General features: G+C 43.8%; 34 protein-coding genes. 5 read left to right on the forward strand and 29 right to left on the reverse strand.

Annotation, left to right across the window (positions count from 1 at the left end):
* Window positions 1-46: 46 nt before the first annotated feature.
* From rpmD to H8Z82_RS12265, 26 genes are all read right to left on the reverse strand, one after another.
* Window positions 47-229: a 50S ribosomal protein L30 gene (rpmD, locus tag H8Z82_RS12140; protein WP_019162489.1), complete on the reverse strand. Its 183-nt coding sequence runs from the start codon at window positions 227-229 to the stop codon at window positions 47-49.
* A 14-nt stretch (window positions 230-243) separates the two neighbouring features.
* Window positions 244-753: a 30S ribosomal protein S5 gene (gene rpsE, locus H8Z82_RS12145; protein ID WP_019162490.1), complete on the reverse strand. Its 510-nt coding sequence runs from the start codon at window positions 751-753 to the stop codon at window positions 244-246.
* A gap of 18 nt (window positions 754-771) precedes the next feature.
* Window positions 772-1,140 (reverse strand): 50S ribosomal protein L18, encoded by a 369-nt coding sequence (gene rplR / locus H8Z82_RS12150; RefSeq protein ID WP_019162491.1) that lies wholly within the window; start codon window positions 1,138-1,140, stop codon window positions 772-774.
* Between the two features lie 17 nt (window positions 1,141-1,157).
* Window positions 1,158-1,697 (reverse strand): 50S ribosomal protein L6, encoded by a 540-nt coding sequence (gene rplF / locus H8Z82_RS12155; protein ID WP_173743542.1) that lies wholly within the window; start codon window positions 1,695-1,697, stop codon window positions 1,158-1,160.
* Between the two features lie 88 nt (window positions 1,698-1,785).
* Entirely contained in the window at window positions 1,786-2,187 is a 402-nt protein-coding gene (gene rpsH / locus H8Z82_RS12160) for a 30S ribosomal protein S8 (protein WP_019162493.1), read from the reverse strand.
* A 144-nt stretch (window positions 2,188-2,331) separates the two neighbouring features.
* The gene (locus H8Z82_RS12165; RefSeq protein WP_019162494.1) at window positions 2,332-2,517 is read right to left on the reverse strand and encodes a type Z 30S ribosomal protein S14; all 186 of its coding nucleotides are present in this window, start codon (window positions 2,515-2,517) and stop codon (window positions 2,332-2,334) included.
* 15 nt (window positions 2,518-2,532) lie between these two features.
* Entirely contained in the window at window positions 2,533-3,072 is a 540-nt protein-coding gene (gene rplE / locus H8Z82_RS12170) for a 50S ribosomal protein L5 (protein ID WP_008707267.1), read from the reverse strand.
* A 21-nt stretch (window positions 3,073-3,093) separates the two neighbouring features.
* Window positions 3,094-3,405, reverse strand: a complete 312-nt coding sequence (gene rplX / locus H8Z82_RS12175; RefSeq protein WP_008707266.1) for a 50S ribosomal protein L24 — start codon at window positions 3,403-3,405, stop codon at window positions 3,094-3,096.
* 11 nt (window positions 3,406-3,416) lie between these two features.
* On the reverse strand, window positions 3,417-3,785 hold the full coding sequence (gene rplN / locus H8Z82_RS12180) for a 50S ribosomal protein L14 (RefSeq protein WP_019162495.1): 369 nt from the start codon (window positions 3,783-3,785) through the stop codon (window positions 3,417-3,419).
* Window positions 3,786-3,798: 13 nt separating this feature from the next.
* On the reverse strand, window positions 3,799-4,053 hold the full coding sequence (gene rpsQ, locus H8Z82_RS12185) for a 30S ribosomal protein S17 (protein ID WP_008707264.1): 255 nt from the start codon (window positions 4,051-4,053) through the stop codon (window positions 3,799-3,801).
* 15 nt (window positions 4,054-4,068) lie between these two features.
* The gene (gene rpmC, locus H8Z82_RS12190; protein WP_019162496.1) at window positions 4,069-4,278 is read right to left on the reverse strand and encodes a 50S ribosomal protein L29; all 210 of its coding nucleotides are present in this window, start codon (window positions 4,276-4,278) and stop codon (window positions 4,069-4,071) included.
* Window positions 4,268-4,705 (reverse strand): 50S ribosomal protein L16, encoded by a 438-nt coding sequence (gene rplP / locus H8Z82_RS12195; RefSeq protein WP_019162497.1) that lies wholly within the window; start codon window positions 4,703-4,705, stop codon window positions 4,268-4,270. The genes rpmC and rplP overlap by 11 nt, the downstream gene beginning before the upstream one ends.
* Window positions 4,705-5,361: a 30S ribosomal protein S3 gene (rpsC, locus tag H8Z82_RS12200; RefSeq protein WP_008707259.1), complete on the reverse strand. Its 657-nt coding sequence runs from the start codon at window positions 5,359-5,361 to the stop codon at window positions 4,705-4,707. Before rpsC ends, rplP begins: the two co-directional genes overlap by 1 nt.
* Window positions 5,362-5,372: 11 nt before the next feature.
* Window positions 5,373-5,762 (reverse strand): 50S ribosomal protein L22, encoded by a 390-nt coding sequence (gene rplV, locus H8Z82_RS12205; RefSeq protein ID WP_008707257.1) that lies wholly within the window; start codon window positions 5,760-5,762, stop codon window positions 5,373-5,375.
* 85 nt (window positions 5,763-5,847) lie between these two features.
* The gene (gene rpsS, locus H8Z82_RS12210) at window positions 5,848-6,129 is read right to left on the reverse strand and encodes a 30S ribosomal protein S19 (RefSeq protein ID WP_008707255.1); all 282 of its coding nucleotides are present in this window, start codon (window positions 6,127-6,129) and stop codon (window positions 5,848-5,850) included.
* Window positions 6,130-6,144: 15 nt separating this feature from the next.
* On the reverse strand, window positions 6,145-6,990 hold the full coding sequence (gene rplB / locus H8Z82_RS12215) for a 50S ribosomal protein L2 (RefSeq protein ID WP_173743543.1): 846 nt from the start codon (window positions 6,988-6,990) through the stop codon (window positions 6,145-6,147).
* A 61-nt stretch (window positions 6,991-7,051) separates the two neighbouring features.
* Window positions 7,052-7,351 carry a 50S ribosomal protein L23 gene (rplW, locus tag H8Z82_RS12220; protein ID WP_008707251.1) on the reverse strand — a complete coding sequence of 100 codons (300 nt, stop codon included), beginning with the start codon at window positions 7,349-7,351 and terminating at the stop codon, window positions 7,052-7,054.
* Window positions 7,351-7,971 (reverse strand): 50S ribosomal protein L4, encoded by a 621-nt coding sequence (gene rplD, locus H8Z82_RS12225; protein WP_019162499.1) that lies wholly within the window; start codon window positions 7,969-7,971, stop codon window positions 7,351-7,353. Before rplD ends, rplW begins: the two co-directional genes overlap by 1 nt.
* Before the next feature lie 21 nt (window positions 7,972-7,992).
* Window positions 7,993-8,625: a 50S ribosomal protein L3 gene (rplC, locus tag H8Z82_RS12230; protein WP_019162500.1), complete on the reverse strand. Its 633-nt coding sequence runs from the start codon at window positions 8,623-8,625 to the stop codon at window positions 7,993-7,995.
* 91 nt (window positions 8,626-8,716) lie between these two features.
* Window positions 8,717-9,034 carry a 30S ribosomal protein S10 gene (gene rpsJ / locus H8Z82_RS12235; protein ID WP_019162501.1) on the reverse strand — a complete coding sequence of 106 codons (318 nt, stop codon included), beginning with the start codon at window positions 9,032-9,034 and terminating at the stop codon, window positions 8,717-8,719.
* Window positions 9,035-9,427: 393 nt separating this feature from the next.
* Window positions 9,428-10,525: a hypothetical protein gene (locus H8Z82_RS12240; RefSeq protein WP_186995259.1), complete on the reverse strand. Its 1,098-nt coding sequence runs from the start codon at window positions 10,523-10,525 to the stop codon at window positions 9,428-9,430.
* 92 nt (window positions 10,526-10,617) lie between these two features.
* A complete protein-coding gene (locus H8Z82_RS12245; protein WP_019162503.1) occupies window positions 10,618-10,872 on the reverse strand; it encodes an HPr family phosphocarrier protein in 255 nt (84 codons plus the stop codon).
* Window positions 10,869-11,828 (reverse strand): DNA-binding protein WhiA, encoded by a 960-nt coding sequence (gene whiA / locus H8Z82_RS12250; protein WP_186995260.1) that lies wholly within the window; start codon window positions 11,826-11,828, stop codon window positions 10,869-10,871. The genes H8Z82_RS12245 and whiA overlap by 4 nt, the downstream gene beginning before the upstream one ends.
* A gap of 9 nt (window positions 11,829-11,837) precedes the next feature.
* Window positions 11,838-12,725 carry an RNase adapter RapZ gene (gene rapZ, locus H8Z82_RS12255; protein WP_019162505.1) on the reverse strand — a complete coding sequence of 296 codons (888 nt, stop codon included), beginning with the start codon at window positions 12,723-12,725 and terminating at the stop codon, window positions 11,838-11,840.
* A 19-nt stretch (window positions 12,726-12,744) separates the two neighbouring features.
* Window positions 12,745-13,656 carry a UDP-N-acetylmuramate dehydrogenase gene (gene murB / locus H8Z82_RS12260; protein ID WP_186995261.1) on the reverse strand — a complete coding sequence of 304 codons (912 nt, stop codon included), beginning with the start codon at window positions 13,654-13,656 and terminating at the stop codon, window positions 12,745-12,747.
* Between the two features lie 5 nt (window positions 13,657-13,661).
* Window positions 13,662-14,417, reverse strand: a complete 756-nt coding sequence (locus tag H8Z82_RS12265; RefSeq protein ID WP_186995262.1) for a tRNA threonylcarbamoyladenosine dehydratase — start codon at window positions 14,415-14,417, stop codon at window positions 13,662-13,664.
* A 247-nt stretch (window positions 14,418-14,664) separates the two neighbouring features.
* Here H8Z82_RS12265 and H8Z82_RS12270 point away from each other — a divergent pair, with 247 nt between their 5' ends.
* The 5 genes from H8Z82_RS12270 (at window position 14,665) to H8Z82_RS12290 (ending at window position 17,731) form a co-directional block, all read left to right on the forward strand.
* On the forward strand, window positions 14,665-15,084 hold the full coding sequence (locus tag H8Z82_RS12270) for a stage V sporulation protein AB (protein ID WP_186995263.1): 420 nt from the start codon (window positions 14,665-14,667) through the stop codon (window positions 15,082-15,084).
* A gap of 111 nt (window positions 15,085-15,195) precedes the next feature.
* Window positions 15,196-15,651 carry a SpoVA/SpoVAEb family sporulation membrane protein gene (locus H8Z82_RS12275; protein WP_186995264.1) on the forward strand — a complete coding sequence of 152 codons (456 nt, stop codon included), beginning with the start codon at window positions 15,196-15,198 and terminating at the stop codon, window positions 15,649-15,651.
* Entirely contained in the window at window positions 15,648-16,721 is a 1,074-nt protein-coding gene (locus H8Z82_RS12280; RefSeq protein ID WP_019162510.1) for a stage V sporulation protein AD, read from the forward strand. The genes H8Z82_RS12275 and H8Z82_RS12280 overlap by 4 nt, the downstream gene beginning before the upstream one ends.
* Before the next feature lie 18 nt (window positions 16,722-16,739).
* Window positions 16,740-17,096 carry a stage V sporulation protein AE gene (gene spoVAE / locus H8Z82_RS12285; protein WP_186995265.1) on the forward strand — a complete coding sequence of 119 codons (357 nt, stop codon included), beginning with the start codon at window positions 16,740-16,742 and terminating at the stop codon, window positions 17,094-17,096.
* Window positions 17,097-17,101: 5 nt separating this feature from the next.
* A complete protein-coding gene (locus H8Z82_RS12290; RefSeq protein ID WP_186995266.1) occupies window positions 17,102-17,731 on the forward strand; it encodes a stage V sporulation protein AA in 630 nt (209 codons plus the stop codon).
* Between the two features lie 39 nt (window positions 17,732-17,770).
* Here H8Z82_RS12290 and H8Z82_RS12295 read toward each other — a convergent pair whose 3' ends face one another.
* The 3 genes from H8Z82_RS12295 to H8Z82_RS12305 are packed head-to-tail and all read right to left on the reverse strand — an operon-like array spanning window position 17,771 to window position 19,251.
* On the reverse strand, window positions 17,771-18,487 hold the full coding sequence (locus tag H8Z82_RS12295; protein ID WP_186995267.1) for a SigB/SigF/SigG family RNA polymerase sigma factor: 717 nt from the start codon (window positions 18,485-18,487) through the stop codon (window positions 17,771-17,773).
* A 2-nt stretch (window positions 18,488-18,489) separates the two neighbouring features.
* The gene (gene spoIIAB, locus H8Z82_RS12300) at window positions 18,490-18,915 is read right to left on the reverse strand and encodes an anti-sigma F factor (protein ID WP_019162514.1); all 426 of its coding nucleotides are present in this window, start codon (window positions 18,913-18,915) and stop codon (window positions 18,490-18,492) included.
* Between the two features lie 21 nt (window positions 18,916-18,936).
* The gene (locus H8Z82_RS12305) at window positions 18,937-19,251 is read right to left on the reverse strand and encodes an anti-sigma factor antagonist (RefSeq protein ID WP_019162515.1); all 315 of its coding nucleotides are present in this window, start codon (window positions 19,249-19,251) and stop codon (window positions 18,937-18,939) included.
* Window positions 19,252-19,292 lie beyond the last annotated feature (41 nt).

Raw genomic sequence — 19,292 nt, forward strand, 5'->3', positions numbered from 1 at the left:
TCAAATCGTTGAGTTTAGATTTTCTTCATTCAGGGAGAAGAAGCAATTAAGCCTCTTCAACCTTTACCAGGTGCTGTACCTGCTGAATCATTCCTCTGGTTGCAGCATTGTCTGGCATTTCAACTGTTTTGTGCATTTTTGTAAGACCCATAGCTACAACAGTTTTTTTATGCTTCGGAACTGCACCAATAGGAGATTTTACTAATGTAACTTTTAATGTATCTGCCATTTTTGTATTCCTCCTTAAGCCAGAATCTCATCAACAGATTTTCCACGAAGTTTAGCAACTTCTTCTGGAGTTTTTAACTGTCTTAAGCCTTCGATTGTTGCAAGAACAACGTTCTGTTTGTTTCTAGATCCCATACATTTTGTACGGATGTTTTTGATACCAGCTAACTCGATTACCGCACGGGCAGGACCGCCGGCGATAACTCCAGTACCTTCCGGAGCTCTCTTCAGAAGCATTTCAGCGCTTCCGTATTTTCCAACGAAGTCATGTGTAATAGAGTTGTTTTCGTCTCTTGCTACTGTTACTAATTTTTTCATAGCATCCTCTTTTCCTTTGCGGATTGCTTCAGGAATTTCGGCTGCTTTACCTAAACCTGCACCAACGTGTCCGTTGCCGTCACCTACAACAACTAAAGCTGTGAAACGGAAGTTACGACCACCTTTAACAACCTTGGTAACACGCTTGATTGATACTACTTTATCTTCTAATTCTAACTGACTAGCATCAATAAGATTACGTTTCATGTGTTTCGCTCCTCCTTATTAGAATTTCAGCCCAGCTTCTCTTGCTGCGTCTGCCAGTGCTTTAACTTTACCGTGGTAGATGTAGCCTCCTCTGTCGAAAACAACGCTTTCGATACCAGCTTCAACAGCTTTCTTACCAATAACGGTTCCTAAATGTGCAGCAGCTGCTACATCATCAGTATTCTCTAACTCAGCTCTTACTTCTTTCTGAAGAGTAGAAGCAGATACTAAAGTTTTTCCTACAGTGTCATCAATGATCTGAGCATACATATGCTTGTTGGAACGAAATACTGCTAAACGAGGTGTTGTTGCAGTTCCGTTTAAATGATGACGTAATCTTCTATGCTTATTCTCACGAATTTTCGCTCTAGATGCTTTATTTACCATTTTCTCACCCTCCTGAATTATTTCTTACCAGTCTTACCAACTTTACGTCTGATAACTTCATCAGCATACTTGATACCTTTGCCCTTATATGGCTCAGGTCTTCTCTTGTCTCTGATTTCAGCTGCAAACTGGCCGACTTTTTCTTTACTGATACCGGATACGATAATCTTGTTACCATCAACTTTGGTTTCGATTCCGTCTGGATCTTCCATTTCTACCGGATGAGAATATCCAAGGCTAAGCACAAGCTTTTTGCCCTGTTTTGCTGCTTTATAACCTACACCGTTAACTTCAAGCTCTTTTGTATAGCCTTCGCTTACACCAACAACCATGTTGTGGATCAAGCTTCTTGTTAAACCGTGAAGAGATTTCATTTTCTTTAAGTCGTTTGGTCTGGATACTACTACATGACCATCTTCAACTTTGATTTCCATTTCTGTAGGAAGTGCTCTTTCGAGTGTTCCTTTTGGTCCTTTTACAGTTACTACGTTGCCTTCAGCGACTTTTACTTCTACGCCTGCAGGAATAGCAACCGGAAGTCTACCAATTCGTGACATATGTTTGTCCTCCTTACTTAGATTATCGGAGAGGATGTTTCATCCTCTCTGTTTTCAGTTTGTTCTCTATAAAAAATCTTGGTTCAAATTACCAAACGAATGCTAATACTTCGCCGCCAACCTGAAGTTTGCGAGCTTCTTTGTCAGTAATAACACCTTTGTTTGTAGAAAGGATTGCGATTCCAAGTCCACCAAGAACTTTTGGAAGCTGATCCTTGCCTGCGTAGATACGAAGACCAGGTTTGGAGATTCTCTTTAAACCAGTGATGATTTTTTCGTTTTTGTCTTCACCATATTTCAGTGTGATATGAAGAGTTTTAACAACTCCGTCTTCAACTAAATCATATTTTGCAATATATCCTTCATCAACAAGGATGTTAGCAATTGCAATTTTCATTTTGGATGCCGGAACATCTACTGTGTCGTGTTTTGCAGTATTTGCGTTACGGATTCTTGTAAGCATATCTGCGATTGGATCGCTCATTGTCATGTTAGTTTCCTCCTATAATTCAGACTTTACATGTGCATGTATATTTATTGTTTACATTGTTACCTGTTTTATTATAAATCTCGCTTGGACACATGACCGGACTGATAAATCAGCCGATCGTTTATTAATATTGAAATCCGGTTCCTACCAGGAAGCCTTCTTAACGCCCGGGATCTGTCCCTTGTAAGCTAATTCACGGAAGCAGATTCTGCAGATTCCGTATTTTCTTAAAACAGAATGTGGACGTCCACAAATGTTGCAGCGTGTATATTCTCTTGTGGAGAATTTAGCTTTGCGCTGCTGTTTGATTTTCATTGCTGTTTTAGCCATGAATCGTTCCTCCTATTATTTTGCAAACGGCATATTGAATAATGTCAGTAATTCACGAGCTTCTTCATCAGTCTTTGCTGTAGTAACGAAGATGATATCCATACCTCTTACTTTGTCAACTTTATCATATTCAACTTCCGGGAAGATCAGCTGCTCTTTGATACCCAGAGCATAGTTTCCACGGCCATCGAATGCGTTCGGGTTAACACCACGGAAGTCACGTACACGAGGAAGTGCAAGGTTGATCAGACGATCAGCGAACTCATACATCTTTTCTCCTCTTAATGTAACTTTACATCCGATCGGCATACCCTCTCTGATCTTAAAGTTAGCGACAGATTTTTTAGCCTTTGTAGCGATTGCTTTCTGTCCTGTGATCAGCTCCATATCTGCGATTGCAGCATCCAGAAGCTTAGCGTTTTCTTTGGCTTCACCAACACCCATATTGATTACGATCTTATCGAGTTTTGGCACTTCCATAACATTTTTGTATCCAAATTTTTTGGTCATGGCATCCATGATCTCATTTTTGTACATTTCTTTTAATCTACTCACTTGTCATGCCTCCTCTCTTAATTAATCGATAACCTTACCGGTCTTTTTAGCAACACGGACTTTTTTATCTCCGTCCATCTGGAAGCCTACTCTTGTAGCCTGTCCATCAACAACTAACATAACGTTGGAGATATGAAGAGGAGCTTCTTTTGTGATGATTCCACCCTGCTGGTTTGCAGCAGATGGTTTGCTGTGTTTTGTAACCTTGTTGATGTTCTCAACAACTACGGTATTGTCTTTTGCGTTAACTGCAAGGACTTTACCCTCTTTGCCATTATCTTTACCAGCGATAACCTTTACAGTATCACCTTTTTTAATTTTCATAGCTGACATTAGGCACCCTCCTATAATACTTCCGGAGCTAAGGAAACGATCTTCATGAATTTCTTCTCACGAAGCTCTCTGGCAACTGGTCCAAAGATACGTGTTCCTCTCGGAGTTAAGTCGTCTTTAATGATTACGGCAGCATTTTCATCGAAACGGATGTAAGATCCATCTTTACGACGAGCGCCTTTTTTAGTTCTAACTACAACAGCTTTTACAACGTCACCTTTTTTAACAACGCCGCCTGGTGTTGCATCTTTAACAGTAGCAACGATTGTATCGCCAATGTTTGCATATCTTCTTGTAGAGCCGCCCATAACACGAATACAAAGGATTTCTTTTGCACCAGTGTTGTCGGCAACCTTCAGTCTTGTTTCCTGCTGAATCATACTGGTATCCTCCTTATTTAACTTTCTCTACGATCTCAACCAGTCTCCATCTCTTATCCTTGGATAACGGTCTGGTTTCCATAACTTTTACGGTATCACCGATATTACACTCATTATTTTCGTCATGAGCTTTTAATTTATATGTTCTCTTCACGATTTTTTTGTAAAGAGGATGTTTTACATGGTCTTCAATAGCAACAACAATGGTCTTGTCCATCTTATTGCTGACAACCTTACCCACGCGGGTTTTTCTCAGATTTCTTTCCACGATAGTTTCCTCCTATTATTTGGAAGCGTTAGCCTGCTCAGTGATCACTGTCTGGATTCTTGCAATGTTCTTGCGAACCTCTTTGATACGGCTTGTATTGTCTAATTGGTTAGTTGCATTCTGAAATCTCAGATTGAAAAGTTCTTTTTTAGCAGCTACTAATTCTTCATTCAATTCTGCAGCTGATTTTGCCTTTAAATCTTCCACGAATTTATTAATTTTCACTGTTATCACCGCCTTCTAAGTCTGCACGAGAAACGATTTTGCATTTACATGGTAACTTGTGCATAGCAAGACGTAATGCTTCACGAGCGATTTCTTCAGAAACGCCTGCGATTTCGAACATTACACGTCCTGGCTTAACAACTGCTACCCAGTATTCAAGAGTACCTTTTCCGGAACCCATTCGTGTTTCTGCTGGTTTCGCTGTTACTGGTTTATCTGGGAAAATCTTAATCCAAACCTGACCACCACGTTTGATATAACGGGTCATAGCAACACGGGCTGCCTCGATCTGGTTGGAACGGATCCAACACGGTTCGGTTGCAACAAGTCCGAATTCACCATAATTGATCTTATTACCTCTAAGGGCTTTTCCTCTCATGGAGCCACGGAATTGTTTACGACGTTTTACTCTTTTTGGCATTAACATTATTTATCGCTCCCTTCCTTAGTTCCTTTTGTTGGAAGTACTTCGCCATTGTAGACCCAAGCTTTTACGCCAACTTTGCCGTATGTTGTGTCTGCTTCTGCGAATCCATAGTCAATATCTGCACGAAGTGTCTGAAGCGGAATAGTTCCTTCGCTGTAGAACTCTGTACGAGCCATATCAGCTCCACCAAGACGTCCGGATACGGATGTTTTGATACCTTTAGCTCCAGCCTTCATTGTTCTCTGCATTGTAGATTTCATAGCACGTCTGAAAGAGATACGGTTCTCAAGCTGCAGTGCGATATTCTCTGCTACTAACTGAGCATCCTTGTCTGGTCTCTTTACTTCTTTGATATCTACGATAAGTTTTTTGTCTGTGAATTTCTTTAATTCAGCTTTTACTTTTTCGATCTCAGCTCCGCCCTTACCGATTACGATACCAGGTTTAGCTGTGTAGATGATGATCTTAACTCTGTCAGATGCTCTTTCGATTTCGATCTTGGAAACACCTGCGCTGTATAATTTCTTTTTAAGGAATGTTCTGATGTTGTAGTCTTCTACCAGGTAATCAGCGAAGTCTGCATCAGCATACCATCTTGAATCCCAATCCTTGATAACACCGACTCTAAGGCCATGTGGGTTAACTTTCTGTCCCATGCTTTTCCTCCTTATCTTTCATCCAGCACGATGGTGATATGGCTTGTTCTCTTCTCGATTCTGTAAGCTCTACCCTGTGCTCTTGGCTGAATTCTCTTCATTGTAGGTCCTTTATCTGCATAGCAGGCTGCAACGTAGAGGTTGTCTGCATTCATTCCGTTGTTGTTTTCAGCATTTGCAATTGCTGACTCAAGAAGTTTCTTGATCACGCTGGAAGCGTATCTTGGGTTGTATGTTAAGATACCAAGTGCTGTCTGCACATCTTTACCGCGGATTACATCTAACACGTAGCAGGCTTTCTGAACAGAAATTCTTGCGTAAGATAATTTTGCAGACGGTCTTGTCTCTCTATTACTCTCATTTCTGGCTCTTTTTATCTGGCTTCTATGTCCCTTTGCCATTTTAAAGTGCCTCCTTTCCATTTTCTCTCAATATCAGGTTAAACCTGCCTGCTGCATTGCAGCAGACAGAATATAAAGTCAAATACTAGCGAACACCGGATTTCTTTTCGTCTTTTCCGTGTCCTCTGTAGGTTCTGGTTGCAACGAACTCACCAAGTTTGTGGCCAACCATATCCTCTGTTACATATACCGGCACGTGTTTTCTTCCGTCATGGACAGCGATTGTGTGTCCTACGAAGGACGGGAAGATTGTAGAACGGCGTGACCAGGTTTTGATAACGGATTTATCATTTGCAGCGTTTAACGCATCTACTTTTTTCAGTAAGCTTGCATCTGCAAAAGGTCCTTTTTTCAGTGAACGAGACATGCTTAATCCTCCTTATTATTTCGATAAAGCTTTTCCATCGCGTCTTCTTACGATGAGCTTGTTGGACGGTTTGTTTTTCTTTCTTGTCTTCAGACCAAGAGCAGGTTTTCCCCATGGAGTGCATGGACCTGGGCGACCGATACCGGTCTTTCCTTCACCACCACCGTGTGGATGGTCATTCGGGTTCATTACGGAACCACGAACAGTAGGTCTGATACCCATGTTACGTTTACGTCCGGCTTTACCGATGTTAATCAGGTTGTGATCTCCGTTTCCGACAACACCAACAGATGCGCGGCATACGATCGGAACCATTCTCATTTCACCAGATGGCAGACGCAGTGTTGCGTATTTGCCTTCTTTAGCCATTAACTGAGCGCCGTTTCCAGCAGAACGAACCATCTGTCCGCCCTTTCCAGGATGAAGCTCAATGTTGTGTACCATAGTACCAACCGGGATAAGCTCTAATGGTAAGCAGTTACCAACACGAACTTCTGCTTCTGCTCCGTTCATGACTTTCTGGCCTACTTTTAAGCCTTCCGGTGCAAGGATATATGCTTTCTCGCCATCTGCATAGCAGATAAGAGCGATGTTTGCTGTTCTGTTTGGATCATACTCGATGGAAACTACTGTTGCAGCGATTCCATCTTTTCTTCTCTTGAAGTCGATGATTCTGTATTTTCTTCTGCTTCCGCCTCCGCGGTGTCTAACTGTGATTTTACCCTGGTTGTTACGTCCAGCGTTTTTCTTTAAAGACACGGTAAGAGATTTCTCTGGTGTAGATTTTGTGATCTCTGAGAAATCGGAACCAGTCATATGTCTTCTAGACGGTGTATATGGGTTATAACTTTTGATTCCCATTTTTGTTCTCCTTTCAAATTTGTCCTCACGCTTTTGAATGCGTATAATCGCTATCTGTTAATTAAAGTCCTTCGAAGATTTCAATATCTTTGCTGTCTTCTGTCAGAGCTACGATAGCTTTTTTGGTTTTAGCAGTTGTTCCAACTGTCATACCACGGCGTTTTTTCTTTCCATCCATGTTCATGGTGTTAACGCTCTTTACTTTTGTTCCTTCGAACATTTTCTCTACAGCTTCTTTGATCTGAGATTTATTTGCTTCTGGATGAACTAAGAAAGTGTATTTCTTTTCAGCCATTGCATTCATGGATTTTTCTGTAATCACTGGTTTCTTGATTACGTCATAGTACTTGATATCAGCCATTATGCATATACCTCCTCGATGGATGCTACAGCATCTTTGGTTACGATTACGGTGTTGTGTTTCATAACATCGTATACGTTGATTGTACTTGGAGTTGCAGTCTGAACATCAGCGATGTTTCTTGCAGAAAGGATTACGTTCTTGTCATCTGTTGCTGTGATAACCAGAGCTTTTTCTGCTTTCAGGTTTGTAAGAACCTTCTGCATTTCCTTTGTCTTAACATCTGCTAATGTAAGAGCATCAACAACTACTAATTTATTGTCCTGAACTTTGGAAGTCAGAGCAGATTTTAAAGCAGCTCTTCTTTCTTTCTTGTTCATTTTTACTTCATAATCTCTTGGTACCGGAGCGAATACAACACCGCCGCCAGTCCACTGTGGTGCACGGATGGAACCCTGTCTAGCATGACCTGTTCCTTTCTGTCTCCACGGTTTTCTTCCGCCGCCGCTTACTTCAGAACGAGTTTTCGCTTTCTGAGTACCCTGGCGATTATTTGCAAGCTGACGAACAACAGCAAGGTGAACAAGATGCTCATTGACTTCTACGCCAAACACTGCATCATTCAGTTCCATTGTTCCAACTTCGTTGCCTTCCATATTATAAACAGTTACGTTTGCCATTTGTGTGCTCCTCCTTTCTTATTATAAGGACTTTACTGTCTCTTTGATTGTTACCAAAGATTTCTTAGGTCCTGGAACAGCACCCTTAACTAACAGTAAGTTATTCTCTGTATCTACGCGTACGATCTCAAGGTTCTGTACAGTAACCTGAACATTTCCCATATGACCTGGCATGTGTTTTCCTTTGAATACCTTGCTCGGATCAGAACAAGCACCATTGGAACCTGCATGACGGTGATATTTGGAGCCGTGAGCCATAGGTCCTCTGGACTGGCCATGTCTCTTGATCGCACCCTGGAAACCTTTACCTTTGGAAACAGCTGTTGCATCAATGTGATCGCCGTCTGCAAAGATATCAGCTTTAATTTCCTGTCCTACTGCATACTCAGCAGCGTTATCAAATCTGAACTCTTTAACGAATCTCTTTACTGCAACGCCAGCTTTGTCAAAGTGTCCTTTTTCCGGTTTGTTAACAAGGCTTTCTCTGATATCGCCGAATCCAACCTGAACTGCAGCGTATCCGTCGTTCTCTTCTGTCTTAACCTGAGTTACGACACAAGGACCAGCCTGTAAAACTGTTACCGGAATTAACTGGCCTTCTTCATTGAAGATCTGAGTCATTCCGACTTTAGTAGCTAAAATAGCTTTCTTCATTTCTTTCTTCCTCCTTATAGCGGATTACCGTTTACCGGCAATCATATAGTAAATAGCTTAATGCTTAAAGCATTATCATAATTTAAGATGCTTATTTGGTCTTCATTTTGATATCAATATGAACACCTGCAGGCATTTCCAGTCTGGACAGCGCATCTACTGTCTTCTGGGTTGGTGTAAGAATATCGATCAGTCTCTTATGTGTTCTCTGCTCAAACTGTTCTCTGGAATCTTTGTATTTGTGAACGGCTCTTAAGATTGTAACAACCTCTTTCTTTGTAGGAAGTGGAACCGGTCCGCTTACCATTGCCCCGTTCTTTTTAACAGTTTCGATGATTTTTGCAGCAGATGCATCTACTAACTGATGATCATATGCCTTTAATGTGATTCTCATTACCTGATTTGCCATAAAAAAAGTCTCCTCCTATTCGTACTTTTCAAGCAGTACGACAAGCGGCGACTGTACACATCTCCGTGTGTGTCATCAAATTTTTCCACACACGCCCATCCCATGATGGTCTTTCTGAACTTGTACAGTGACTTGTCGTCAGTTTTCAAACTTGACATTCGCTCCACGGAAAACCTGCCAACTTTGTGGCAGCAACCTCGCGCTTCATTGCTATCAATGTCACAACAAATAGGAGTATACACGACCTTTTGGGAAATTGCAAGTATTTTTTTTATTTTTTTATTTTTTGTTTATTCTACCCTGTGATCAGGCATTCGCCCGAAAAACACAGACATTTTGCACAATAACAAATGCGAAACCTGAATTTATATCAGATTTCGCATTTACTCATTCCTAATTCTGTTTTTCCGCAGATGTGGTTTTATCGCCGGCCACAATATCTGAATAATCAAAAAGTGTAACCTTTGTAACATCATCCTTCACGATATCAGGGGCATCTCCCTGGTTCTTGGCGTTCTCTGCGATCTGTGCTGCTGACCACACCGGAATCGCCATACGTCTTATAGGAAGTGATTCTGTCTCTTCTTCCTCATCCACAGGTGCTTCCTGCTCCTGTTTTTCTTCTTCCAGCGCTTCCTTTAGATGTGTCACAATATTCTCTGTAGGAGAAATCACCACTTCTTTCTCCGGCTCCGCCTGCTGTGCCTCCGGCTCATCTGCTGTTGCTGCTGCAATTTCCTTTTTCAGCAGTTCATGCGCCTCGCTGGTAGCAGTCTGTACTGTAACCGGCTTTTCGTTGTCCGTTTCCAATTCATCCTCATAGATCGTATCCACGAAACCACCGGTGCGTATCTTTTTCCTGGGGGCATCCGCTCCCTTTCGGTTCTGCTTTTCTTCTTTTCTGATCTGTTTTTCTTCTTCTTTATATTTCCGCTGTCTGGCTTTTTCTTCCCGTTTCAGTTCTTTCTTACTTTTCACATAACCGGGCTCTGTATCCATCTCATCATAATCATCCTGGGGATCTTTCTTCCACAGCTCTGCTATAATATAGAGGATAATCAAGAAAAGTACAGCCAGTCCCAGAATAATAAGTCCCTCAATACTTTCAGTGGCGATCAGAAGATATCCCACATATCCTATAGTGATCACTACCTTTGGGAAGTACTCCTTCGCCTGTACTGTAAGAGCTTTCTCTTTTGAATTGGAAGCATCAATGACCTGAAAGGTCTTATTCTCCTGGTCGATCTCCGTGATCATATATTTGTAAGCCTTGGAATCTCCCTGATAAAGAATAGAATCTCCCACAGCAGCTTCCTCCGTTTTCACAGGAATTGCATAGGTAACTGATCCCATCGGAAGATTGGTTTCCTTGCTAGAGTCATCCAGGATTTCTGTTGTAATTCCCAGAAAAGGCGGAACAGCCAGGCCGACAACGCATATAATAGTACAGATAACAATAAAATGTACAATAAATTTCAAAAACTTCGACATAGGTAATGCCCCTCATTTCTTCTAATCTCTCAAAAACACATCCAGAAAGCGGTCTTCCTTTCCGGATGTGTTTTCAGTTTTCAGATCAATAATTACTGATTACTCAGATACTGCTCAATACTGTTCATAGCAGCCTCTTCATCCTCACCATTTGTTGAAAGGGTTATCTCCTCACCAGAATCAAGTCCCAGAGTCATCATACCCATAATGCTCTTTGCATTTACCCTTTTCTTTCCAATCTCTACATATATCTCGCTGTTAAACTGGCTTGCCACCTGTACCAGCTGTGCCACAGGGCGTGCCTCCAGACCGGTTGACAGGTTAATGGTGATTGGTTTTTTAATCATAATACTTCTCCTCCTTGTTTCTCCCGCAGTTCGTCAGCCAGCTCACTCAGCTTTCTCAGCCTGTGATTGACTCCCGATTTGCCCACCTGCGGATTCAACATCATCCCTAATTCTTTTAATGTAGCTTCCGGATATTGCATTCTCAACTCCGCGATCTGTACAAGTCCCTCATTCAGCTGTTCAAACCCTATTGTCTGCTGAATCAGTCTGATATCTTCCATCTGCTTGACAGCCGCATTTACCGTTTTATTAATGTTCGCAGTTTCACAGTTCACTTTTCTGTTAATGGAATTTCTCATTTCCTTCAGAATGCGGATGTTTTCCAGGTCCATCAATGCCACATTCGCTTCCATCACGGCCAGCATGTCTACAATCTGTGCGCCCTCCTTCACATAGACCACATGTGATTTCTTACGCTGCACGATCTTGGCATCCACTGAAAAACTACGAATAATTGTCTGCAGTTCTCTGGCCTTCCTCTCATTGGGATATACAATTTCAAAATGATACGCCTTCTCCGGATCACTGATGGAACCGGATGCAAGAAAAGCCCCCCTGATATACGCCCTCTTACAGCAATTCTGCTGTACTACCAGCAGATCCTGCAGAAAAAGCGAATCATGGTCTTTACTGTCCGGGGCCAGCTTTGCCGCCTGAAGAATTGCCTGGATCTCTTCTGGTCTGGATATCTCAATTGTATATACCTTGACCCATTTCAGGTGACTGCTCTCCCGCACAGATACTTCTTTCTCTATATTAAATGTTTTTTGCAATAATGTAAAGCACTTTCTTGCAACTGCTTCATTTTCTATCTGGATTTTAAGTTTATCCCCCTGAGGCAGATGCTGCATTTTTCCGCAGGAACAAAGAATAGCAGCCAGTTCTGCGATCATACAGTGCCTTGCCGTTCCCACCTGTCTGGAAAGTTCTTCTTTCACCATCCCTGAAAAAGACATTTCCCGGTCTCACCTCTCATGTTTTTTTAGCAGTCTGTCCTTACCTATATCTCTGTGCTCCAGACGGAATCCATATCTCTCATTTCCGGACAGCCTGGAATATAATTCTCTGGCCAAAGTCACAGAACGGTGCTTTCCGCCTGTACATCCAATGGCAATGACCAGATTGGTCTTGCCTTCCTTTACATAGTTAGGGATCAGAAAATTGATCATATCCTCAAGCTTATCTGCAAACTTCCTGGCAGTATCACAGTTCATTACATAATTGAACACTCCATCGTCCATTCCTGTCATGGGACGAAGTTCATCCACATAATATGGATTGGGCAGAAAACGCACATCAAACACCAGATCCGCATCCGCCGGGATCCCATACTTAAACCCAAAGGAAAGCACAGAGACCATCATATTACAGAAATCCTGATTTGCCACAAAAATCCTCTCTATTTCCTGCTTCAGCTCCCGGGTAAGCAAATGGCTGGTATCTATAATATAGTCTGCCCTTTTTTTGAGGAACTGCATTTTTTCTCTCTCCAAGCGGATTCCATCATCCACTCTGCCGCCCATAGCCAGAGGATGGCTTCTGCGTGTTTCCTTGTAGCGCTTCACCAGTACACTGTCCTCTGCATCCAGGAAAAGGATTTCAAACTCGTATCCCGCTTTCTTCATCCGATCCAGCACAGCCTCCAGCTCATCCAGGGATCTGCCGCTGCGGGCATCGATTCCCAGTGCCACATTCTGCACATCCTCTCCATGTATTTCCGGCATCAGAGATGCGAATTTCTCCAACAATGGAATAGGAAGATTATCCACACAAAAATAATTTGCATCCTCAAGCATTTTCAATGCTGCTGTTTTTCCTGCCCCTGATACTCCCGTCACGATCACAAAACGCATGATTTATCTCCTGTTCTGTCTAAAATTCTCCAAGGAATTTCACTTCCGGTTCCAGTGTTACACCAAACTGCTCCTGAACCTTTTCCCTGACATTCTCTATCAATGTAAGTACATCTGCTGCTGTTGCATTTCCTTTATTGATCACAAAGCCACAATGCTTCTCTGATACCTGGGCATCCCCCACCTGATAACCTCTCAGGCCTGCATCCATGATCAGCTTCCCTGCAAAATATCCTTCCGGTCTTTTGAAGGTACTTCCTGCACTTGGATATTCCAACGGCTGTTTGCTCACTCTCTTTTCTGTCAGATCCTTTGTTATGTCTCTGATCTTATCCATATCTCCCTGTTCCAGAACAAGTCTTGCCTCCAGAACCAGATAACCAGCTTTTTTGATCCTGCTGGTTCTGTATCCCATGTCCAGCTTTTCCACAGGAAGTGTCAGGATTTCTCCCTGCTCTGTCATAACAACTGCTTCCTTCAACACATCCTTCAGCTCTCCGCCGTAGGCACCGGCATTCATAAATACAGCTCCTCCCAGAGTTCCCGGAATCCCGCCTGCAAATTCAAATCCTGTCAGAGATGCATTCCTTGCGGCTGCCGCGATCTGGGAAAGCAGTGCTCCTGAAGAAGCACAGATTTCATTTCCTTCTACTGAAATATTGCTGAAATTGCGGTACAGTTGTATGATCACCCCTCTGTATCCTTTATCACTTACCAACAGGTTACTTCCATTTCCAAGTATAAAATAGGGAAGCTCCTCCTCACGACATATTTCCAGTATTCCCCTTACCTCATCTACTGTAGACGGAAGTAAGAAGAAGTCCGCCGGACCTCCGATGCGGAAAGTAGTATGGCGTTTCATAGGCTCATCTACAAGTACCCTGTCTTTTCCCAGCAGATTCCAAAATTTCTCTATTACTTTCTGATTCACAGATTCTATTCCTCATACTTTCTATTTTTATTTTTCCTGCCCATTCTTTTTCCCCTGGGCTGATTGTTCGATTCTTTCCCCAGAAGATCTCTCACCACTGCTCCTGCCAGCATAAATCCTGCTGTCCCCGCTACAAAGGAAAGGCTGTCCCCCTCTTGGCTGTTTTCTGTTATCCAGTCATTTTTTTCTCTGGAACAAAGCACCTTTACCTTTCGGATTCCTTTTTTTCGAAGCTGGGTACGAACCACCCTGGCCAGCGGGCCTACACTGGTTCTGGAAATATCCATAACCTCAAGTCTGGACGGATCCAGCTTATCACAGACATCCATACAGGAAATCACCGGAGTTTTGCTTATTCTTGCATTTTCGATCAGCAGCACCTTGGACGCTGCACTATCAATGGTATCTACAATATAATCATAATTACTCAGGTCAAACATTCCCGCTGTTTCTTCATTATAAAAGGTCTCATAGGTATGAACCAGTATTTCCTCATCAATATCTCTGATCCTCGCCTTGGCTACCTGCACATTGCTCTCGCCAACAGTAGAATGAAGGGCATAGAAGGTTCTGTTTATATCATTTACAGATACCCTTCCATTATCCACAAGGGTCAGACTTGCCACCCCACATCTGGCCAGTGCCTCAGCTACACAGGAACCTACACCTCCCAGGCCGAAGACTGCGATCCTGGCCCGCCCCAGTACATCAGCCACAGCAGTTCCGGCCAGAACCTTTGCCCCTGAAAATGCCTCCGCCATACATAAACCTCCTCAAACTCTCTTCATCTGCAGTCAGACAGAGCTTTGACAAAAGCCAGTCTGTCCATACCAACGATATTTCTAATTATACTATCTATCCCTGTAAAAGTACAGTTTTTCATACATTCCCCTATATTTTCCATTTATGTATAGTTTTCCGGCATTTGTGCATACTGATTGCTATAAATGGCAGCTGTCTTTTGAAGGGGCAATTTTCTTTACCATATTCATTTTTTCGGAGGTATTTATGTTTCAGTATATTTTTCTCGGCTTTGTAGGGCTCTGCTCCGGTGTGATCATAGCCGGCGGGATCACCGGGCTTCTTATGGGTCTTTCCATTGTTCCCCGCTATGCAGGGATCACCCGGACTGCAGACCATATTCTCTTATATGAAGATCTGGCACTCCTGGGTACAGTTACCGGAAATCTGTTTTATCTTTTTCGGTGGAAGCTTCCTCTCGGATCTCCTTTTCTCATGCTGTACGGAATTTTTTCCGGAATTTTCCTGGGCGGATGGATCATGGCCCTGGCAGAAATGGCAGATGTTTTTCCAATCTTCACCCGAAGGATCCGTTTCCAAAAAGGGCTCTCCATTGTAGTCCTCTGTGTTGCCCTTGGAAAAGCCACAGGCTCCCTGATCTACTATTTCAACAGATGGCTGCCCTGATTTGGTCAACAATAGCACCATTATAAATAGAATCCCCCAAAAAGTCAAAATAAGAAGTATATTCTCTGCTCTTTTTTCACACACTAAAGAAAAACAGAAGGGAGAATGTCTATGACTTCTGAAAAACAACAATATGAAAAATATGTAAAGCAGATAACTCCCACCCACAGCCTGGGCTTAAATATGCTGAAAGCCTTCCTCACAGGCGGCCTCATCTGTATGTTTGGACAGCTGATCCTGCATTACGCATACAGCCTGGGACTGGATAGGGAATCTGCTGCCTCCTGGTGTTCCCTGATCCTGATACTGATCAGTGTCCTGCTTACAGGCCTGAATCTTTATTCCAAAATCGGCAGGTTTGCAGGTGCCGGAAGCCTTGTTCCCATCACCGGCTTCGCCAATTCTGTTGCAGCCTCAGCTATTGAATACAAGGTGGAAGGCCATGTATTCGGAATCGGCTGTAAAATATTTACCATTGCCGGGCCTGTAATCCTGTACGGAATCCTGAGTTCCTGGTTTCTGGGTCTTATCTACTATCTTCTGAAAATAATGGGGGTACTTTCATGACAAAACAATACACCTGTGGAGCTTCCAGCATTTCCTTTCAAGAACCTGTGTTTATCCAGAGCTGTGCCTCTGTAACCGGACAGAAAGAAGGAGACGGTCCTCTGGGCTCCTGCTTTGATATGATCTGTCCGGATCCCATGTTCGGTGCTTCCACCTGGGAAGCAGCAGAAAGCACTATGCAGAAAGAGGCAGCCACACTGGCCATAGGAAAAGCCGGCCTGAAGCCCGCAGACATTCGTCTGCTTTTTGTAGGTGACCTGCTGGCACAGACAGCAGCCTCTTCCTTTGGCGCTGCAGGTATGGGGATTCCCTTCTACGGACTGTTCAGCGCCTGCTCTACCATGGGAGAAGCCCTCTCCCTGTCCGCCCTCTGCATTGCTGCCGGATACGGAGAACATATCCTGTGCGCAACTTCCAGCCACTTTTGCAGTGCGGAAAAAGAATTTCGTTTTCCCCTGGGCTACGGAAATCAAAGGCCCTTATCTGCTACCTGGACAGTTACCGGTGCCGGCGCCTGTGTACTTGGCAGCCAGCCTCCTCTCCCTGCATCCGGAAAATCCCGTCCTCTGCGCTGCGGACACAGCTGCATTGCCATTACCGGCCTGACAACCGGCAGACTGGTGGATTACGGACTAAAAGATTCCATGAACATGGGCGGCTGTATGGCTCCCGCTGCCTGTGACACGATCCATCAGAATTTTCTGGATTTCCACCGGACACCAGCAGACTATGACGCCATCTTTACCGGTGACCTGGGCGCAGTAGGGCAGAAAATCCTGATCGATCTGCTATATCAAAAAGGCTATGATATCTGTTCCTGCCACCAGGACTGCGGTATCCTGATCTATGACTCCCAAAAACAGGACACCCACTCCGGCGGAAGCGGCTGTGGCTGTGCAGCCTCTGTTCTGAGCAGCTATATCCTGCCAGGGCTTCTTGCCGGAAAATGGAAACGGATTCTTTTCGTCCCTACCGGAGCCCTTCTTTCCAAGGTCAGCTTCAACGAAGGTGACACCATCCCCGGCATCGCCCATGCAGTAGTAATTGAAAAATACGAAATCACTTCATAATAAAAGGAGGTTCCTATTTTGGAATATTTTCATGCATTCTGGACAGGAGGCCTGATCTGCGCCCTGGTCCAGATCCTGTTAGACAAAACCAAGCTTATGCCCGGACGGGTCATGGTCCTTCTCGTCTGCTCCGGTGCACTTTTAAGCGCTGTGGGCATCTACCAGCCTTTCGTAGAATTTGCAGGTGCAGGCGCCTCTGTCCCTCTCCTTGGATTTGGAAATGTACTATGGAAGGGAACCCGGGAAGCCATTGACAGTCAAGGATTTCTCGGCCTTTTTACCGGAGGGTTCAAAGCCTGCGCTGTAGGAGTTTCTGCAGCACTGATTTTTTCATATCTGGCCAGTCTTATTTTCAAGCCCAAAATGAAAGGATAATTGCTATGAGTGATACCCTCTATCTGCTTCTGGACAAAAACATCCAGACCCTGCACCCCCACATCTATCTGCAGGACATTGCCAGTCTGTCCTGCAGCAACAGCAAACTTCTGAATCGACTCCGTGTCATGCCTGTGGTAAATCTTCCTCCTGACAAACCGGGACGCTATGTGCTTTCTGTTATGGATCTGATTTCCAAAATCCAGCAAAAAGAACCGGATCTGGAGATCACGCCTATAGGAGAACCTACTTTTATCATCACATACAAAAACAAACCCGGACCCGGACTTTTGTGGGAATGGATCAAAATCCTGTTCGTAGGTCTCTCCACATTTTTCGGCGCTGCCTTTTCCATTATGACCTTCAACAACGATGTAGATGTAGGAAAACTCTTTGCCTCCATCTATACCCAGGTCACCGGCAGGATTTCTGATCATTTTACAATCCTTGAGATTACCTACTCCATTGGTATCGGACTGGGAGTTCTGTTTTTCTTTAATCATTTCGGACATAGGAAACTTACTGCTGATCCCACTCCCATGCAGATACAGATGCGCCTCTATGAAGATGATGTAAACACTACCATCATAGAAGAAGCAGACCGTACAAAAAATATTGACCCTCCGCCAAATTGATCCTTCAAACTGCACTGCTCAAATATAAAGGCATTATTTTTACCCATATTCCTTTTTCAGCTTTTGAAGGATCCTCTTTTCCATTCTGGACACCTGCACCTGGGAAATCCCCATCTTCTCCCCAATCTCCGTCTGTGTCATATCTCTGTAATATCGCATATAAATAAGCTGTCTTTCCTGGGCTTCTAATTTTCCCAGCATTTCATCCAGGAAAATCCTGTTCAAAGCCTGCTCCTGTCCGTTCACCTTCTCCGGCAGCCTGTCCAGCAGGGAGATGTCACTTCCCTCCCCCTGGCAGATAATTTTCTGAAGAGAATCCACCTCTGCTGCAGCCTCCATGGAAATCACCACAGTCTCTACAGGAAGCTCCAGTGCAGCAGCAATTTCAGCCACCCCCGGCTCCCTTCCCAGACTTTTCTCCAGCTCCTCTCTGCTTCGGCAGATCCTCACACAGTTTTCCTTAAGACTACGGCTTACCTTCAGGATACCGTCATCCCTAAGGTAACGTTTGATTTCTCCGATGATCATGGGAACTGCATAGGTGGAAAATTTTACCTCAAAGGAAGTATCAAAGTGATCAACTGCTTTCAGAAGTCCAATGCTTCCGATCTGAAACAAATCCTCCCTCTCCACCCCTCTTCCCTGAAATCTCTTCACTGTACTGTATATCAGTCCGGTATTTTCTCTGAACAAGGTATCTCTTGCCTCTTTATCTCCCTGGTGTGACCTTTTGATCAGAGCAAGAGTATGATCCATTTCTACCTCCCGATCACTTTTTTCATATGGACAATGGTACCCTTACCTACCTGGGATTCCACCTTGACCTCGTCCATAAACGCCTCCATAAAAGTAAAACCCATTCCCGAACGGTCCTTCTCCGGCTTTGTGGTAAAAAGCGGCTCCATAGCCTGTCGGATATCTGAAATTCCCACTCCCTGATCCTCCACATCCACCCAGAGTGCTTTTTCTGCCAGCCTGCAGGTCAGTCTGATCTTGCATACCTTTCCTTCATAGGCATGAATGATGCAGTTGGTCACAGCTTCGGAAACAGCGGTTTTCAGATCCGCCACCTCCTCCAAAGTGGGATTCAGCTGTGTACAGAAAGCCGCCACTGTTACCCTGGCCAGTCCCTCGTTCACAGGAGAACTGTCAAATATAAGTTCCATTTCATTGGTATTTTCCATAATAAACTCCTTTCCCCCTTTTCAGGCTTCCCTGCAGATTTCCACAAATTTATACACCCCGGATAAATGCAATAGCTTCTCAATATAAACACTGACCCCGGTTACCCGGATACAGTTTCCCCTCATCCCCATAGCCCGGTATCTCCCCATGATCATGCCGATTCCCGAACTGTCCATAAACATTGTCTCCGAAAAATCAAATACCATAGTCCGTATATAATTTTTACGCAATATATTGTCTGATTCCCGCCGGATCTCATCTGCTGCCGGGTGGTCTACTTCCCTGGGCAGGTGGACGGTCAGACAATTTCCCTGAATTTCAAATCTGTTCTTCATATAATCCCCCTGTTTCTGTCCAACGGATAAGATCACGAAAA

The sequence above is a fragment of the Blautia difficilis genome (assembly GCF_014297245.1).
In the GTDB taxonomy this organism is placed as follows: Bacteria; Bacillota; Clostridia; order Lachnospirales; family Lachnospiraceae; genus Blautia_A; species Blautia_A difficilis.